The following is a 16,525-nucleotide window of genomic DNA, read 5'->3' as shown; positions in this document are numbered from 1 at the left end:
AAGTTGCCGGGCCGTGTCCGGCCTACTTCCCGCTCACGAAGCCCCCTGCTGCCACGCGTCCCAACAGTTCCGTCAACAGGTCCACTCCGGCCAGCATGTCCGCGTCGCTGGTCAGTTCCTTTTCATTGTGGGAAATCCCTTCAACGCTGGGCACGAAAAGCATGATGGTGGGCACCAGGTCCTTCAGGTTGGTGGAGTCGTGCCCGGCCAGTGTGCGGACTGTTCCGTACGGCAGGCCCAGGGACCGGGCGCAGTCGGCAGCGAGCGCCATGCCGGCCTCGTCGTAGGCCTTGGCGGCCCACACATGCTGGGCTCCCTGTTCGATGCGTACGGAGGCGGACTCTTCAATGGCGGCGATGCGCCGGTGGAGTTCGGCGTCGGCTGCGGCCAGCACATCGGCGTCGGTGCTGCGCACATCCACCAGCAGCTGAACCCGGCTGGCGACCACCACGGGAGAGTTTGGATAGACGGTGAATTCACCGCAGGACGTTATGACGGCGTGTTCCTGGGTGCTGAACCCGTCAGCGATCTCCCGGGCCGCCACCACCAGGGCGCTGGCCCCCAGCAGGGCATCATGCCTGTCGGCAATTACGGTGGCACCCGTATGGGCCTGTTCGCCGTGGACCGTGAACTCGTACTTGTTGGCACCCCAGGTGGATTCGACGAGGCCGATGGTCAAGCCGGCATCTTCCAGCGAGCGCCCCTGCTCAATGTGGATCTCCAGGTACGCGGCCAGGTCCAGCGAGAAATCCCCGATGGTGCCAATGCTCTCCAGTGCTTCCCGCACCGATGTGCCGCGGGGATCGGTGGTCGCCAGGACCTGCTCCGCCGGAAGCTTGCCCGTGAACACCGCGCTGCCCATCATCGACGGCTTAAACCGGCAGCCTTCCTCGTTGAACCAGTTAATTACCGCAATGTTGAACAGCGGCTCGTCGCCGCCGGCGGCCAGTTGCTGCTGCAGCCGGATGGCCGCATGCGCCCCGGCGAGGACACCGTAAGCGCCGTCGTACCTGCCGCCCAGGGGCTGGGAATCCAAATGTGAACCCATCGCAATGTACGGCGCCCCGGGAACCAGTTCCAGCAGGGCAAACTGGTTGCCCACTTCGTCATAGCGCACCTCGAACCCGTGTCCCTCGGCCAGCCCGCGGAACCAGTTCCTGGTTTGCCCGTCCGCGGGGGTTCCGGCCTGCCGGTCCACTCCTCCCCCGGCGGTGGCTCCGAAGGTGCTCATGGAGCGGAAATCGGCGAGGAAGGCTTCGGCGTCGCTGCCGCGCAGGGACGGGGACTGGGGTGCGGTGGTGGTCATTGGATAGCTCCTGTTGTCTGGGCCGCCGGTTCGATGCCCGGTGCTGCTCCGGCAAGCCTGTTGTAGGTGAATTCGCCGCCCACAAGGGTGGCGAGGACTTGGAGGGCTGAAACGTCCGGCGCATCCAGCGGTGAACCGGAGAGCACCGCAAAGTCCGCGAGCTTTCCACGGCGCAGGGTGCCTTTGTCCGCGGCCGTGCCGGTGGCCTGGGCCGCCCAGTCGGTATAAGTGCGCAGCGCTTCCTCGGGGGTCAGGCCTTCGCCGGCACCGCCCAGGATTTTTCCCTTTTCGGTTTTCCGGTCCACGCAGGACTGCAGGGCACGCAGGACGTTGTTGTCCGCCACCGGCAGATCCGAGCTGCCCGCCACCAGGATTCCCGCGTCAACCAGGGACCGCCCGCGGTACAGCCAGCCCTCGCGCTCCGGCCCCACCATGGCGGCGAACTGGTCCCCGAGGGGACCAATGAACGCTGCCTGCGGGGTAACGGCAATGCCTGCGGCGGCGACGGCGGCCAACTGGTCAGGGCGGGCGATGCCAAAGTGTTCAATCCGGTTGGGCAGGGCGTTGCGGCCGTAGCGTTCCTGGCACGCAACAATGATTTCGGTCGCCAGGTCGATTGCTGCATCCCCAATCGCGTGCAGGGCGATGGGCCAGCCGGCCCGGTAGGCGGCGTCGACGCGTTCACGGTAGACGTCGGGATCATCAAGCAGGTACCCGGTGTTGTGCGGATGTCCGCAGTAGTCTTCGGTGACCGCCGCCGTCGCGCCCAGCAGCGAGCCGTCCATGAAGACCTTGACCGGGCCCAGGGATAACCGGTCATCGCCAAAACCGGCCACCACCCCCAGATCCAGCCCGCGGCCGGCTCCGGTGCCGTGCATGTCGGCTTCATTGGCCTGCAGCGGCTGCAGGGAATCCAGTGCCGGCATCAGCTGAGCTCTGGCATGCAAACGTCCCGCGGCGGCCGCCTGCTGATACGCCGCAACTTCCACCGGACTGTGGCCGATCCAGCCGCCGCCCACGCCGGCTTCGGTGAAACTGGTGATGCCGACGGCGGCGTAGCGGGCGGTGGCTGCGTCCAGGGCTTTAACGATTTGTGTCACCGGATAGGGCAGCAGCAGGCCCTGCAGCAGCTGCTGGGCTGCTTCCTCCACGATTCCGTTGGGTGATCCGTCCTCTGCCCTGCGGACGGCGCCGCCGGTGGGATCCGCGAACCCCGGTTCAAAGACGCCCGCCAGCTGCAGCGTGGCGGTGTTGGTAATGGACAGGTGCCCGGAGACATGGCGCAGATACAGCGGCCGGTCGCCGGTGATCCGGTCCAGCCGGTCGATGTCGGGAAAGGCTCCGCCGTGATGCTTGTGATTGAAACCCGTGCCGTTGATCCAGGCCCCGGGTGTGTCCGCCAGCCGCTGCACTTCGTTCTCCAGCAATGCGTACAGCTCATCAAGGCCGCGGGCCTGCTCCAGATCGATGGCGTCCAGCCCCAGGCCCCACCAGGTGGTGTGGCAGTGCGCATCGATGAAACCGGGCACCACGGTGGCACCGTCAAGGTCGATGCTCCGTTCGGCGGTGCATCCCTCCAGCTCCTCGTCAAAGCCGGCAATCCGGCCGTTGAGCACCCCCACTGAACGGGCCGCGGGCCGCTCCTCCTCCAAGGTGACGATGTTCCCGCCGTGCAGGATGAGGTCAAGTTTCATCGGATTCCTTCCAGCGCCGCCGGTTCCGCACTGCGGCCGGGGACTGAGGCTGTGTCTCGTGCGAGGGTGTTGGCCGTGGCAGGGGCCATGGTGTCCGGATCTGTCAGCACATGCAGCAGCGCCAGGCGCCCGCTGTCCAGGGCCCGGTCCAGTGCCGGGCCGAACGCAGCGGTGTTCTCCACCCGCTCTCCGTGTCCGCCGAAGCTGCGGATCCAGCCGGCAAAGTCCGGGTTGGCAAGCGCTGTGCCGGAGGGCCGCTCCGGATATTTTCGGCGCTGATGTGCCACGATCGTGCCGTAGCCGCCGTTATCCACCACAATCACCAGCGGGGCTGCGCCCTGTGCTGCGGCGACGGCCAGTTCCTGGGCGTTCATGAAGAAGTCACCGTCACCGCAAACGGCAACCACCGGGCGTTCGGGGTGGATCAGCGATGCAGCCACCGCGGCAGGCACTGCCAGTCCCATGGCCCCGTTGCGCGGGCCCACCAGGGAGCCCGCGCCGTGGTGACTGAGGTAGCGGGCGCCCCAGATGGTGGCGTTCCCGGCTCCGTAGGTCAGGATCCGGCTCTCCGGCAGCCGCCCTTCCAGGAGGCCAAAGGCCACTGCCAGGTCGACGCCGGAGCCTCCGTCCGGCCGCGGTACGGCGTACCGCCGCTGATCAGCGGCGAGTGCTTCCATCCACGAACCGTCCCGATTTCCGCGGACCGCCAAAGGGTCCGGCAGGGACCGGGTGAAAGCCGCGGGGGTCACGGTCAGATGCAGGTCGATGCGTCCGTCGTGGCCTGCTGCATCGGGATCGGGCAGTACCAGGACGGTTGGTGTTCCCGCCCCGCGCGTGTAGCCGTCGCTGAGGACGTCGGTGCGTGCGCAGCCAACAAAGAGCAGCAGGTCCGCCTCGTCCAGCCGTGCCGCCAGGGTGTCGGCCCGCCCGTATCCCAGCCACCCGGCCCAGGCCGCAGAAGTGTGCGGCACGGCGTCGTAGGACCGGAAATCCGCAGCCACCGGAACCCGTGCCGAGACGGCCCATGCGGTCAGCTGCCCGCCGTCGTCGGCCGTCCAGCCTTCTCCGCCAACGATCAGCAGCGGACGCTCCGCACGGGCCAGCCGGGTTGTCAGCTCGTCAAGATCCGCTGCGCCGGGCTGCGCGGCGGCGGTTCTGCGGGGCGGCACGGTCCCCTGTCCGGCCGGACGCACGAGTACGTCCTCGGGCAGCCCGATCACCACCGGCCCGGGCCGTCCGGAGGCGGCCAGGTGCATGGCTTCGGCGACGGTTTCCGCTGCCCGGCGTTCGTCGTCGAGCACCATCACTTTTTTGGCCGTGGTGGAGAACCAGCCCTCCAGGCTGAACTCCTGGAAGGCGCCCCGGCCGCGGTCTGCGTGCGGAATCAGTCCGACAAAAAGGACCAGCGCAGTGGCGTCCTGCCAGGCGGTGTGGACCGCGATCATGGCGTTGGCCGCTCCCGGCCCGCGGGTCACCATTGCCACGCCGGGTGCGCCGGTGAGCCGGGACTCCGCGAGCGCCATAAACCCGGCTCCGCCCTCCTGCCGGCAGACCACCGTCTGCATGGCTGAATCATGGAGCCCGTCCAGAACGTCCAGGAAGCTTTCACCGGGGACGGTGTAAATCCGCTTTACGCCGTGCTCTTCCAGCTGGCGGACAATGAGATGGCCTGCTGAGCGCTGTGCCACAAGAAATTCCTTCCGGTTGACCTAGTGCTTGAAGCCGGGAAGGTCCACGCTCATGCGCGGGGCGATGGTTCCGGCGGCCGCAGTGAACAGGCTCAGCACCACCAGCATCGCCGCAGCCGGCCACCAGTGATCGGAGGCCGCCGCCACCAGGCCGGTGGCCACCAGCGGAATGAAGCCCGACACCATGCCGGCGGTGTTCTGCGCGAACCCGACGCCCGTGTACCGGGTGCGGGCGGGGAAGAGCCCCGTCAGGATGGTGCCGTTTGCGGCGTACGGGAGGGACAGCGTGGCCACGGCCAGTGTCATGCCCAGGATCACCAGCACCGGAGTGCCGGAGGTGATGAGCAGGAAAGAGGGGATGGCTGCGACGGCGGATCCGAGGCCGCCGTAGAGGATCACCCGGCTGGAACCGAAGCGCTCGCCGAGCCGGCCGCCCAGGATGAGCACGGGAATTTCCACCGCCGCGGCCACCATGCCGCCCAGCAGCATCAGCTGGGAGGAGTAGCCCAGGATGGACACGCCGTAGTAGACCACGAAGGCGGTCACCAGGTAGAAGCCGCCGACGCCGAGCAATGCAGCGGCCATGCCTACGATGATCTGCTTCCAGGAGTCCTTCAGGGTGGTGCGGATGGGGGTCTTTTCCACCTGCCCGTGTTCAAGCAGCTCCGCGAACACGGGAGATTCCTCCAGCCGGCTGCGGATGTACACGGCAACAAGGAGCATCGGAATGGCGGCAAGGAAAGGAATGCGCCAGCCGAAGCTGTCAAAGTTTTCCTGCGAGAACAGCAGTGTCATCAGGAAGAATCCGCCCGAGGACAGGATGGTTCCGATGGGTGAACCAATCTGCGGGAACGCGGCGTACCGGGCACGGCGCTCCAGCGGTGCGTTTTCCACCACGATGGTCATGGCTCCGGACCATTCCCCGCCCACGAACAGGCCCTGGGCCACGCGCAGGAGCACCAGGAGGACCGGGGCGGCGATGCCGATGGCCGCGTAGGTGGGCAGCGCACCGATCAGGCCCGTGACGACTCCGATGCCCACGATGGTGATCATGAGCGTCTTGCGCCGGCCGATCCGGTCCCCCATGGCGCCGAAGAACATTCCGCCCAGCGGCCGTGCCAGCAGGCCGACGCCGAACGTCGCGAACGAGGCCAGGGCCGCCGCCGTGGCATTTTCATTGGTGAAGTATTGAACGTTGAAGATCAGCGCTGCAGCGGCGCTGAAGAGGAAAAAGTCGTACCACTCCATGGCGGTGCCGATCAGGGCTCCGACAGAAACCTTCATGGCCTCTTTGTCGGTGAGAGTCCGGGTTGCCCCGGCCTCGAGGTTCAGTGGTTGTGTCATGCCTGCCTCCGCAGCTGCTGGTGCCAAACCGTTCAAACGGTCGTTCTGGACGGGAACGAAGCACCAGCATCTCAGGGCGCTCCGTATGACGCGTGCAACAAATTCAGTGGATTACGCCCCGTAAGATGTGCAAAAGCACAAAAACAGGGCGGTTTATCAAGTGGTAATCATGCAGAAACACGGATTTAACATCGAGGACTCCTCAGCACGGTGGACCGCGCTCCTGGACGGACTCAGCGTGGAGCGGCTGACCGCGCTGTTCCTGGAGCGGGTACTGCAGCTGAATGACTACCACGACGGCGCGTTGCCGGCCAGCGAGATCCGCCGCACCGCCACCGTGTCCTTCGGCGCACTGATTGAAAGCCTGCGTCCTCGGGATGACAGCCCGCGCCTGGTGGCGGAGCGCCACGACATTGCCCTGGATGTGGGGGTCTCACGCGCCCGGGCAGGTGTTCCGGTGGAGTCGCTGATGACGGCGATACGCCTGGATTTCACCATCCTGTGGAGCGAGCTGATGAACCTGGCTGATGCCGCGGACGCCGAACTGCTGGTCCGGCGGGCCGAGACAGTCTGGGAAGTGGTGGATTCCTATGCTTCCCAGGCGCAGGCCGCATACATTCTGGAGCGCCAGCGAATGGCACAGGAGGCAACGTCGCTGCGGCAGGGCTATGTTGCGGCGCTGTTCGGGCCGGTCAGTGCGCCGCCGGAAATGCTCGCCCGCATTGCCCGGGGCCTCGGGGTGGGCGAAGACGCAATCCTGATGGTGGCGGCAGCCGCCGCGGACAACACCGCCGCCCTCCATCTGGCTGTGGCAGCGGCTTCACGGCGCGGCGCTGACCTGTTCACGCATCCCCTGCCGGACGGGCTGGTGGTGTTTTGGGTGTGCGACGAGCGGAGCGGAAGCGCCGTCCGGGACGCCGCCGAGCAGGTCCGCGGCATTCCGTGCGGTCTGGTGGAACGCGTGCACGGGCTGGCCGGCCTGAGGCTGGCCGCGCAGACAGCCCGGGCACTGGCGGCGCTGGCCGGCCCCGGCGACCGGGGAGCCCTAACCATGCGCAGCGCGTGGGCCCGCCTTGCACGGCACCGGCTGGCGGAGACCGGCATTCCCATGGTCCCGGATGTGGACGCGGCCCTGCAGGGCTGCGGCCCCGTGGAGCGGGAGCGGCTGCAGGAGGCCGTGAGCACCTACTTGGCGACCGGCAGCATCGCCCGGTCCGCGGAGCAGTTGTTCTGCCACCGGAATACCCTGATGAACCGGCTGCGCCGCTTCACCGAGCTCACCGGCATTGATGTGATGGTGCCGGAGCAGGCGGCGCGCCTGGTGGTGGCCTGGTCCTAGGATCCTGGATGCCCTGACCGGGCCCACCGCCGCTCCGTCCCCGTTTAGCGCCGGCGCCGCGCGGCCAGGCGTTCCAGCAGATCCTCCTCCGCATGTTCCCCGGGGGCGATCCCGCCGGGGATACGCAGCAGGAAGAAGAGTCCCAGCGTCCACCACAGGCCAAAGAGCAGCCACGGGACGGCACCCAGCGCGGCCGGCATGCCGGGCAGGTACAGCGAGAGCAGTCCCAGGCACAGCACCACCGCGGCGATGCCGATCAGCTGACCGCCGTTGCCCTTGCCGCCGATACGCAGCGGGCGGTCCATCTTCGGTTCGCGGCGGCGCAGGAGGACAAACACCAGCGAAACCAGCGCATAGGCAATCACAATGCTCGGTGACCCTGAATCAACCAGCCAGCCCAGCATGTTCTGCCCGAAGAACGGCGCCAGGACGGACAGCGCCCCGATGAACAGCAGCGCATTGACCGGGGTGCGGTACTTGGGGTGCAGCTTGCCGAACCAGGCCGGCAGCATCCCCGCGCGCGCCATCGAATACATCAGCCGTGAGGCACCCAGCAGCAGGGAGTTCCATGAGGTCAGGATGCCCGCGATTCCGCCCGCGATGAGGATCTTGGCCATGATGTCGGAGCCAAACAGTTTGCCCATGGCGTCCGCCGTCGCAATGTCGGTGCCGGCGAGCTCCTGCGCGTTCATGGCGGAGGAGGTGGTGAGGATGGTGCCCACGTACCAGACGGTGGCCAGCGCGACGGCGATGACCACCAGGCGGCCGATCTGCCGTGCGGGGATGTGGGTTTCCTCCGCGGACTGCGGTATGACGTCAAAGCCCACGAACATGAACGGAACCACCACCAGCACCGCGAAGAAGCCGCCCATCCCGCCGGTGAAGAAGGGCTCCATGTTGGCTGTCGATCCGCCGGTGAAGGAGCCAAAGACCAGCATCAGTCCGACAACGATCAGCAGCAGAACTACAAAGGTCTGCGCCACGCCGGCGTGCCTGACACCCAGAATATTCACTGCCGTAATGACGACGGCGGCCACCGCGCCCACCAGCGCCCAGGTCAGGTGCACGTGGTCCCCGGCAATCTCCCACAGCGGAACCGCGTTGAGGTTGGGGAACAGATAGGTGGCGGTCCGCGGCAGGGCCACGGCCTCAAAGGCCACAATGGTGATGTACCCGCCGGTAATCCCCCAGGATCCGATGAAGGACCACCGCGGTCCCATTCCGCGCAGCAGGTAGTTGTGCTCGCCGCCTGCCTTGGGCATGGCTGCCACGAGTTCGGCGTAGGTCAGGCCAACCACCGCCATGATCAGGCCGCCGGTGACCATGGCCAGGACCGCGCCCATGGTGCCGGCCGAGGTGATCCAGTCGCCGGTCAGGACCACCCAGCCGAAGCCGATCATGGCTCCGAAACCCAGGGCGAGAACGTCCCAGTTACCGAGGACCTTGAGGAGGGACGGCTCTGCGTCCCGCGTGGACTTCACTTCTGTTCTGCCCATTGATCTACCTATTCTGTGATTACCTCGGGTGAGTGTTGCGGTGGTGGTGATGCGGTGCCCGGCGCCGAACTGTCAGCCCGGATTTCCCCCGCGCAGATAGACGGTGGTGGTGTGGCTGAAGAATTCCTTCGCCGCGCCGCCCTGTTCCTTCGGTCCGTACCCGGATTTCCGTGCACCGCCGAAAGGCACGTGCGGATCGGCGCCGGCGGATTCCGAATTCACGTGCAGGATGCCAACGTCAAGGCTGTCCACGGCATCAAGCACGCGGGTGACATCCTGGGTAAAGACGGCGGCGCTGAGCCCGAATTCGCTCTGGTTGGCCAGTTCAAAAGCCTGTCCGGCATCAGCAGTGCGGCGCACGCTCAGCACGGGGCCAAAGAACTCTTCCCGCCAAGCAGTGTTGGCTGCCCCGGCCGCCGGATCGCCCGGCAGTTCCAGCACCGTCGGCGGAAGGAAGAACCCGCCGTCCGGATCGGCGCGGCCCGGAGCCTTGCCCTGATAGGCAAGTTCCGCTCCTTCGGCCAGGGCTGCCTCCACCCCGGCGCTCACGCTGTCCGCAGCCGCTCCGTTAATCAGCGGCCCCATGTGGACTCCGTCGTCGGCGGGGTCACCGGTCACCCAGGCATCAAGGCGGGCGCGGAGCCGGTCCAGGAAATCATCGGCCACCGCCCCGTCCACGATGAGGCGCGAGGTTGCGGTACATTTCTGGCCGGTGGAACGGAACGCTCCCAGCAGGACCTGCTCGGCTGCGAGATCCAGATCCGCATCCCGGAGAACGACGGCCGCGTTCTTGCCGCCCATCTCCGCCTGCACCGGAACGCCGCGCGCGGCACCGGCTGCGGCGAGGCGCCGTCCGATGCCGGTTGATCCGGTGAAGGTGAGACCGTCCAGCCGCGGGTGTTCCACCAGGGCGCTGCCCAGGCTCCCCGGTCCGATGACCAGGTTCAGTACACCCGCGGGGAGCCCCGCTTCCGCCAGGGCACCGGCCAGCCGCAACGCCAGCAGCGGCACGGTGCTGGCGGGTTTCCACACCACCGTGTTGCCGTACGCCAGCGCCGGGGCGATCTTCCAGGCCGGGATGGCGATCGGAAAGTTGAACGGTGTCACCACCCCCACCACACCCAGCGGCTTGCGGACCACCAGGATCCGTTCGCCCCGGCGCGGGGAGGAGAAAACCTCCCCCGCGGACCGGTCCCCTTCGTTGCCGTAGTACCGCAGGATCTGTGCTGCGCGGAGCACTTCGCCCTGTGCCTCGGCTCGGGTTTTCCCTTCCTCCCGCGCCAGTTCCAGGCCGAGGCGCTCCTGGTCCCGTTCCAGGATGCCGACGGCCCGGAGCAGGATTGCCCCGCGCTCATGCATCGGAGTACCGGCCCACGCACCCGCCGCCGCCGACGCAGCGGCCACCGCACGGTCCAGCTGTTCTGTGGAGGCCTGAGGGCCGTGTGCCACTGTTTCGCCGGGCCGGGCCGGGTTGACCGAAGTCAGGACGGAACCGGTGCCTTCTTCCCATGTTCCGTTGATGTAGTGCCGCAGTGCGGCGGCTGGTGCAGAGTGCGTCAAGGGAGCTCCTGGTGTGGGACGGCGGTGAGGCTGCGGACGGGATTCGCGGGCGGTTAGCGGAAGGCGGGGATGCCGGTGAGTTTCTGCCCCAGGATGAGGGTGTGCACTTCATCGGTGCCCTCGTATGTGCGCACCGACTCCAGGTTGTTGGCGTGGCGCAGCGGTGAGTATTCCAAGGTGATGCCGTTGCCGCCGAGGATGGTCCTGGCTTCGCGGGCAATCGCAATGGCTTCGCGCACGTTGTTGAGCTTGCCCACTGAGATCTGGTGCGGCTGCAGGGTTCCGGCGTCCTTCAGCCGTCCCAGGTGCAGGGCCAGCAGGAATCCCTTGTTGATTTCCAGGGCCATGTCCACCAGCTTCTGCTGGGTCAGCTGGTAGCCGGCCAGCGGCTTGTCGAACTGCAGCCGCTCCTTGGAATAGGCCAGGGCGGTTTCGAAGGAATCGCGTGCGGCGCCCATGGAGCCCCAGATGATGCCGTAGCGGGCTTCGTTCAGGCAGGAGAAGGGTCCGCGCAGTCCCTTGGCGCCGGGCAGGACCGCATCAGAAGGCAGGCGGAGGTCGGTCAGTTCAATCTCGCATTGGATCGAGGCACGCATCGAGAGCTTCGGTTCAATCGGTGTGGCGGCAAAGCCCGGCGTGTCGGTGGGCACAACGAAGCCGCGGACGCCGTCGTCGGTCTGCGCCCAGATGACGGCGACGGCGGCAACGTTGGCCAGTCCGATCCAGCGCTTGGTGCCGTTGAGCACCCAGTCGTCCCCGTCCCGGCGGGCGAAAGTCTTCATGGATGAGGGATCGGATCCGGCAGTCGGTTCGGTGAGCCCAAAGCAGCCGATGAGTTCGCCGGCTGCCATTCCCGGCAGCCACTGGGTTTTCTGCTCCTCCGAGCCCCATTTGGCGATGGCGCTCATCGCCAGTGACCCCTGCACGGAAACGAAGGTCCGCAGTCCGGAATCGCCCGCTTCCAGCTCTGCTCCGGCCAGCCCGTATTCGACCGCGGAACCGCCTGCGCAGCCGTAGCCGTGCAGGTGCATGCCCAGAAGACCGAGTTTGCCCATTTCCGGAACAATTTCGAGCGGGAAATGGGCGTCCTCGTACCAGCGCGCGATGTTGGGGCGGATCTGGTCATTGACGAAACCGCGCACCCGTGCGCGCAGTTCCAGCTCCGCAGGGGTGAGCAGGGAGTCGAAGTTAATGAGGTCTGCGGGTTCCAAGGCTGCTTCGCCGGGTTCCTGGGCGGCAAGGGCGGTCATGATGCTCCATCTCTGTAGGGCGTTGCGGTTGTGCTGTCGGGCCGGCCCCTATCAGCGGGCCGGGTGTGTCAGGAAATGCTGGCTGCGGGTGCGGCGGAGGATGCCGTCTGAAGGATGGCTGTGCGGAGAACATCCAGCCCGTCGCGCAGCAGTTCGTCGCCAATGACCAGCGGCGGCAGGAGGCGGATGACGTTTCCGTAGGTACCGCAGGTCAGGGTCAGGACACCTTGGGCGTGGCAGGCTGCGGAAACAGCTGCGGCCAGGTCCGGCCGGGGCTGCAGGGTGTCAGGATCGGCAAACTCCAGGGCCAGCATGGCTCCCCGGCCGCGGAACTGGGCCACGGCGCCGACCTCCTCCACCAGCGGTTCCAGCAGCTCACGGGCTGCAGCTTCAATGGACCGGGCGTTGGCCAGCAGGGTGCCGTCTTCGAATTCCTCAAAGACAGCCAGTGCGGCTTCGCAGGCCAGCGGGTTGCCGGCATAGGTGCCGCCGAGTCCGCCCGTATGCACGGCGTTCAAAAGTTCTGTCCGTCCGGTGACGGCGGACAGCGGCAGGCCCCCGGCCAGTGCCTTGGCGCTGAGGGTGATGTCGCCGGCCACGCCCTCGTACTCGCTGGCATACAGCGTGCCGGTGCGGCCCATCCCGGCCTGGATTTCATCCATGACCAGGACAATCCCGTGCCGGTCGGCGATCTTCCGCAGTCCGGCCAGGAAACCGGGCGCCGGAACAATGAACCCGCCCTCGCCCTGGATCGGCTCGATGACCATGGCAGCGAAGGTTTCCGGGCCGCTTTCTGCCAGCGTCTGTTCAACGGAGGCCAGTGCAGCTGCGGCGTTCCCTGCCTCGGCACCGGTTGAAGGGCGCAGGGGGTTGGCCGAGGCTGCCCGGATAACCTCGCCGGGCAGCGGACCGAAGTTGAGCCGGTACGGGTTTACCTTGGCGGTCATGGCCATGGTGAGCAGGCTGCGCCCGTGGTAGGCCTCGTCGAAAACCAGCACGTTAGGCCGGCCGGTTGCCGCGCGGGCTATCTTGACGGCGTTTTCCACGGCTTCGGCGCCGGTGGAAAACAGGGCGGTGCGCTTGTCGAAATCGCCGGGGGTGTGTTCGTTGAGCCAGCGGCATACCTGGGTGAACGAGTCATATTCGGTAACCATGAAACAGGTGTGGGTGAACTTTTCCAGCTGCGCAGCCACCCGCTGCCGGACCCGCCGATTGGCGGCACCCACACTGGTCACCGCAATTCCGGAGGCAAAGTCGATGAACCGGTTGCCGTCCACGTCCTGGAGGATCCCGCCGTCGGCCCGGTCAATGAACACGGGCAATGTGACGCCGAAGCCGGCGCTGACGTGGGCCGTGCGCTCCTGGTGCAGCGCCCGGGAACGGGGGCCCGGCACGTCAGTTGCCAGGTGCCTGGTCTGGGGAAGGGGTGCGGCTGCGGATTCAAAAGATGTCTCGGTCATGCGCACACGCTACGGAGCAATGCGACGTGCGTCATTGAACATTTGAGCCAATTTCGGCCGCGGTACTGGATGATTTGTCTATGGTCTCCCTCACTGAGCTCAGCAATGCCCTGGGCCCCCTCCTGGTCTTCCACTCCGGACGGCGGCAGCCTAGCCGCCAGCTCACCGGCGTCCATGTGTCCGAGCTGGAGGACCCCACGCCGTATCTGGAGGGCGGGGAACTGCTGCTCACCACCGGCATGCCGCTGGTGCGCAATGATGCCGCTGCCGGAGAGTACGTGGCGCGGCTTCGGGACAAGGGAATTTTGGCCCTTGGCCTGGGTTTGGGCCCGTGGCTGGAGGAGGTTCCTCTGCCGGTGGCCGAGGCCTGCGCAGCGGCGGGCGTTGAACTGCTGACCGTTCCCGACGGAGTGCCGTTCCAGAACATCTCCCGGGCGTACTGGCGGTTGTCCGCCAGGAGCAGCCAGGCCGACCTCATGAGCAGCCTGGGCACCCAGACAGCCCTCGCCCAGGCGGCGATGCGCCCGGACGCGACCACCGCCGTCGTCCGCGGCCTGGCGCAGGCGCTGGGGGGCTGGGCCGCGTATCTGCCCGCCGATTCGGGGCCGTCAACCTTCTGGCCCGCCAGCGCCGAGGGGTACATTCCGCCGCTGCGCGCCGAAACCCTCCGGCTCAACCGGGCCGGAACACACTCTGCGGCCACTTTTGAAATTCACGGGCAGGCCGTTGTGGAGTATTCCATCGGCACCAGCGGACGCATCCACGGTTTCCTCGCCGTGGGCCCCGGACGCACGCTGACGGCGGCGGACCGCCAGGTGATCCTGACCGTCTGCACGCTGCTCGCGCTCAAGGCACGGCAGCGGGAGGTGGTTTCCGGCGCCACTGCGACGCTGGGCGCTGCCGTGGCCAAGCTCGTCCTTCACGGACACACGGAGGCGGCACGCATCCTCGCTGCAGACGTGGGCCTGCAGGAACTGCCCGGCCGGGTGCGCGTGCTGGGACTTACTGTCCGGGCCGGCGAGAACCCGGGACTGCTGATTCGGGCCGCTTCCGCTCTGGTTCCCGATGCCGGGCTGCCTCCCCTTCCGGACTATTCGGCCGCCGGCCTGCTGCGCCATGAGGAGGAATCAGCCCTGTACCTGGTGCTTCCGGCCCACGAAGTTCCGGCCGCGGGGCAGGAACCGGGGGCCGCGGCGTCCAGCCCTGCGGCGGCCCATCCACACCTGGCCGGAGCCCTGAGCGAGCCGGTCCCGCTGGGGGAAGCGGCGTCGGTGATGCCGGCCGTCCGGCGGGCCCTGCGGCAGGCACCGCCCGGTTCGCTGGTGGGGACCGGAAGTGACAGCAATTCCCGGGCGCGTGAATGGGTGACTCTTCTGCAGGGCTACCCGCGGGCGGACCTGGTGGGCACAGTAACCGAGTATCTGCGCCACCGCGGCCACTGGGAAAACGCCTCCCGCAGCCTGGGGGTGCACCGCAACTCGCTGCGGCACCGCATCAGCCTTGCTTCCTCGCTGCTCGGGGTGGACCTGGATGATCCCGATGTCTTTGCACCGCTGTGGATGGAGCTGCGGCACTACGAAAGGTGATCGGTCGGCTGCCTCTCGGCCTCTTCGCTGCGCAGCCAGGAGAGCACACTGTCCGTGTGCTCGCCCAGCCGGGGCGGGGCCTGGACACGCGGTGCCAGCGGCGGCTCCCAGACGGCGGGGTGCCGCAGCTGCCGCCCGCTCACGGCGCCCGAGGCGTCCCGGACCTCGATGGTGGGTTCCAGTCCCAGCGATTCGGCGTAGGCAATGCCGTCATCGATGCCCGCGACCCGGCCGGCCGGCACGCCGGCCCGCGTCAGCCGTTCCTGCCATTGGGCAGCCGGAGCCGCCGCCAGCAGCTCTTCCAGCAGCGGCACCAGCGCCTCACGGTGTTGCACCCGGGCACTGTTCGTTGCAAAGCGCCCGTCAGCGGCCAGGTCCGGCGCTCCCAGCTCCCCGGCGAGGCGGCGAAACTGTGCGTCATTGCCGCAGGCGACGGCAAGCGGTCCGTCAGCGCATTCAAGGAGTTGATACGGCACGATCGACGGGTGGGCGTTGCCCATTCTGGCCGGCACCGCTCCGGCCCCCAGGAAGGCCTGCCCCTGATTGGCCAGGGCTCCCTGCAGGCTGGAGAGCAGATTCAGCTGGACGTGGCTGCCGCGCCCGGTCGCGCGGCGGGCCTGGAGGGCCGCCAATACGGCAATGGTGGCGTCCTTGGCCGTCAGCACGTCCACCAGCGCGACGCCGGCCTTGTACGGAGCGCCGTCGGCTTCCCCCGTGATGCTCATCAGTCCGCCAAGGGCCTGGACGATGAAGTCATATCCGGGAATGTCCCTGCCGCCGGTTGTTCCGAAGCCGGAGATGGAGGCATACACCAGCCCGGGATTCGCGGTGCTGAGTTCGGCGTACCCCAGGCCCAGCCGGTCCAGTCCGCCGGGCTTGAAGTTCTCCACCAGCACGTCCGCACGCAGTGCCAATTCCCGCGCCGCCTGCAGATCGTCAGGGTCGCTGAGGTCCAGGCAGACGGACTCCTTGTTCCGGTTCACCGATTCAAAATACGTTGAACCCGTTTCCGACCAGGGCGGCCCCCAGCTGCGGGTGTCGTCACCGGCTCCCGGGCGTTCCACCTTCACGACCCGGGCGCCCAGGTCCGCCAGCGTCATGGTGCACAGCGGGCCTGCCAGCACGCGGGAGAAATCCGCAACCAGGATCCCGTCAAGCGGCCGCTGGCCCGCGGCGTCCGCTGCGCAGCCTGCCGCTGATCCGTCCAGTCCGGCCGGTCCATCCAGTGCGGCCGGTCCGCCCGGCGATGCTGAATTCACCATCTGTATGCTCCCCTGTTCCCCGGCGGACTTTCTCTCGGGGAATTCCCCCTGTGTCACTCGTCACGCCGGACGGTGCATCCAGCTTAGGCACGGGCCGGACCGGAGATTTGGACGAATTGTCCTGCCGCAGGGCGCTCTGCACACCGGACGCGGCGTGCGGGCCTAATTGGACAGGGATTGTGCGCGGCAGGTGGGCAACCGGCGGGAAAAAGAAAAAACCCCCGGAAAACCGGGGGTTTTAGTCTGTAGCGGTGGGGAGGCTCGATCTCCCGACCTCACGATTATGAGTCGTGCGCTCTAACCAACTGAGCTACACCGCCACTAAATGAGTGAAGCCCGCGTCCCTAAATTGGCCTCTGCAAAAACAAACAGCCTTAGCAACACGGGCCCTCCCATTGAGAGCCCCGACCGGGAATCGATCCCGGGACCTCCATCTTACCAAGATGGCGCTCTACCACTGAGCTATCGGGGCAACGAGTAAATACTTTACCAGTAGTTTTCGAGAACATGAAATCGGGCAAAAACCGCACAGATAAAGTG

At 67.1% G+C, this 16,525-nt stretch carries 11 protein-coding genes and 2 tRNA genes; 2 read left to right on the top strand and 11 right to left on the bottom strand.

Translation table 11 applies throughout. The annotated features are described in order from the left end of the window. Nucleotides 1–22: 22 nt before the first annotated feature. Genes CXQ89_RS04305 through CXQ89_RS04290 form a run of 4 tightly spaced genes read right to left on the bottom strand, consistent with a single transcriptional unit; the run spans nucleotide 23 to nucleotide 6,032 of the window. Nucleotides 23–1,306, bottom strand: coding sequence for a M20 family metallo-hydrolase (locus tag CXQ89_RS04305; protein WP_104160408.1), 1,284 nt, complete (start codon nucleotides 1,304–1,306; stop codon nucleotides 23–25). After that, a complete protein-coding gene (locus CXQ89_RS04300; RefSeq protein WP_104160407.1) occupies nucleotides 1,303–3,000 on the bottom strand; it encodes an amidohydrolase in 1,698 nt (565 codons plus the stop codon). Before CXQ89_RS04300 ends, CXQ89_RS04305 begins: the two co-directional genes overlap by 4 nt. Beyond that, nucleotides 2,997–4,688: a thiamine pyrophosphate-dependent enzyme gene (locus CXQ89_RS04295; RefSeq protein WP_104160406.1), complete on the bottom strand. Its 1,692-nt coding sequence runs from the start codon at nucleotides 4,686–4,688 to the stop codon at nucleotides 2,997–2,999. Before CXQ89_RS04295 ends, CXQ89_RS04300 begins: the two co-directional genes overlap by 4 nt. A gap of 21 nt (nucleotides 4,689–4,709) precedes the next feature. Beyond that, on the bottom strand, nucleotides 4,710–6,032 hold the full coding sequence (locus CXQ89_RS04290; RefSeq protein WP_104052814.1) for an MFS transporter: 1,323 nt from the start codon (nucleotides 6,030–6,032) through the stop codon (nucleotides 4,710–4,712). Between the two features lie 169 nt (nucleotides 6,033–6,201). Between CXQ89_RS04290 and CXQ89_RS04285 the strand changes: the two genes are divergently transcribed. Further along, complete coding sequence (locus CXQ89_RS04285) at nucleotides 6,202–7,371, top strand: helix-turn-helix domain-containing protein (protein ID WP_104160405.1); 1,170 nt, start codon at nucleotides 6,202–6,204, stop codon at nucleotides 7,369–7,371. Between the two features lie 44 nt (nucleotides 7,372–7,415). On the opposite strand, the gene CXQ89_RS04280 is transcribed toward CXQ89_RS04285, so the two are convergent. The 4 genes from CXQ89_RS04280 to CXQ89_RS04265 form a co-directional block, all read right to left on the bottom strand. Next, on the bottom strand, nucleotides 7,416–8,867 hold the full coding sequence (locus CXQ89_RS04280; protein WP_104160404.1) for an APC family permease: 1,452 nt from the start codon (nucleotides 8,865–8,867) through the stop codon (nucleotides 7,416–7,418). A gap of 72 nt (nucleotides 8,868–8,939) precedes the next feature. Continuing rightward, on the bottom strand, nucleotides 8,940–10,427 hold the full coding sequence (locus CXQ89_RS04275; protein ID WP_104160403.1) for an aldehyde dehydrogenase family protein: 1,488 nt from the start codon (nucleotides 10,425–10,427) through the stop codon (nucleotides 8,940–8,942). Nucleotides 10,428–10,480: 53 nt separating this feature from the next. Further along, nucleotides 10,481–11,677: an acyl-CoA dehydrogenase family protein gene (locus CXQ89_RS04270; RefSeq protein WP_104052824.1), complete on the bottom strand. Its 1,197-nt coding sequence runs from the start codon at nucleotides 11,675–11,677 to the stop codon at nucleotides 10,481–10,483. Nucleotides 11,678–11,745: 68 nt separating this feature from the next. Then, nucleotides 11,746–13,137, bottom strand: a complete 1,392-nt coding sequence (locus CXQ89_RS04265; RefSeq protein WP_104160402.1) for an aminotransferase class III-fold pyridoxal phosphate-dependent enzyme — start codon at nucleotides 13,135–13,137, stop codon at nucleotides 11,746–11,748. Between the two features lie 80 nt (nucleotides 13,138–13,217). On the opposite strand from CXQ89_RS04265, the gene CXQ89_RS04260 reads away from it, so the two are divergent. Beyond that, nucleotides 13,218–14,723: a PucR family transcriptional regulator gene (locus tag CXQ89_RS04260; RefSeq protein ID WP_104160401.1), complete on the top strand. Its 1,506-nt coding sequence runs from the start codon at nucleotides 13,218–13,220 to the stop codon at nucleotides 14,721–14,723. Here the strand turns inward: CXQ89_RS04260 and CXQ89_RS04255 are convergent. The 3 genes from CXQ89_RS04255 to CXQ89_RS04245 all read right to left on the bottom strand — a co-directional run bounded on the left by CXQ89_RS04255 (nucleotide 14,711) and on the right by CXQ89_RS04245 (nucleotide 16,457). Then, nucleotides 14,711–15,985 (bottom strand): CaiB/BaiF CoA-transferase family protein, encoded by a 1,275-nt coding sequence (locus tag CXQ89_RS04255; protein ID WP_104160400.1) that lies wholly within the window; start codon nucleotides 15,983–15,985, stop codon nucleotides 14,711–14,713. The genes CXQ89_RS04260 and CXQ89_RS04255 overlap by 13 nt on opposite strands. A gap of 246 nt (nucleotides 15,986–16,231) precedes the next feature. Continuing rightward, nucleotides 16,232–16,305 (bottom strand) — tRNA-Met (locus tag CXQ89_RS04250). A gap of 80 nt (nucleotides 16,306–16,385) precedes the next feature. Beyond that, nucleotides 16,386–16,457 (bottom strand) — tRNA-Thr (locus CXQ89_RS04245). Between the last annotated feature and the right edge of the window lie 68 nt (nucleotides 16,458–16,525).

Source organism: Arthrobacter sp. ZGTC212 (assembly GCF_002929255.1).
Taxonomy (GTDB): Bacteria; Actinomycetota; Actinomycetes; order Actinomycetales; family Micrococcaceae; genus Arthrobacter_B; species Arthrobacter_B sunyaminii.
This window is presented reverse-complemented; position numbering and strand designations above follow the sequence as displayed.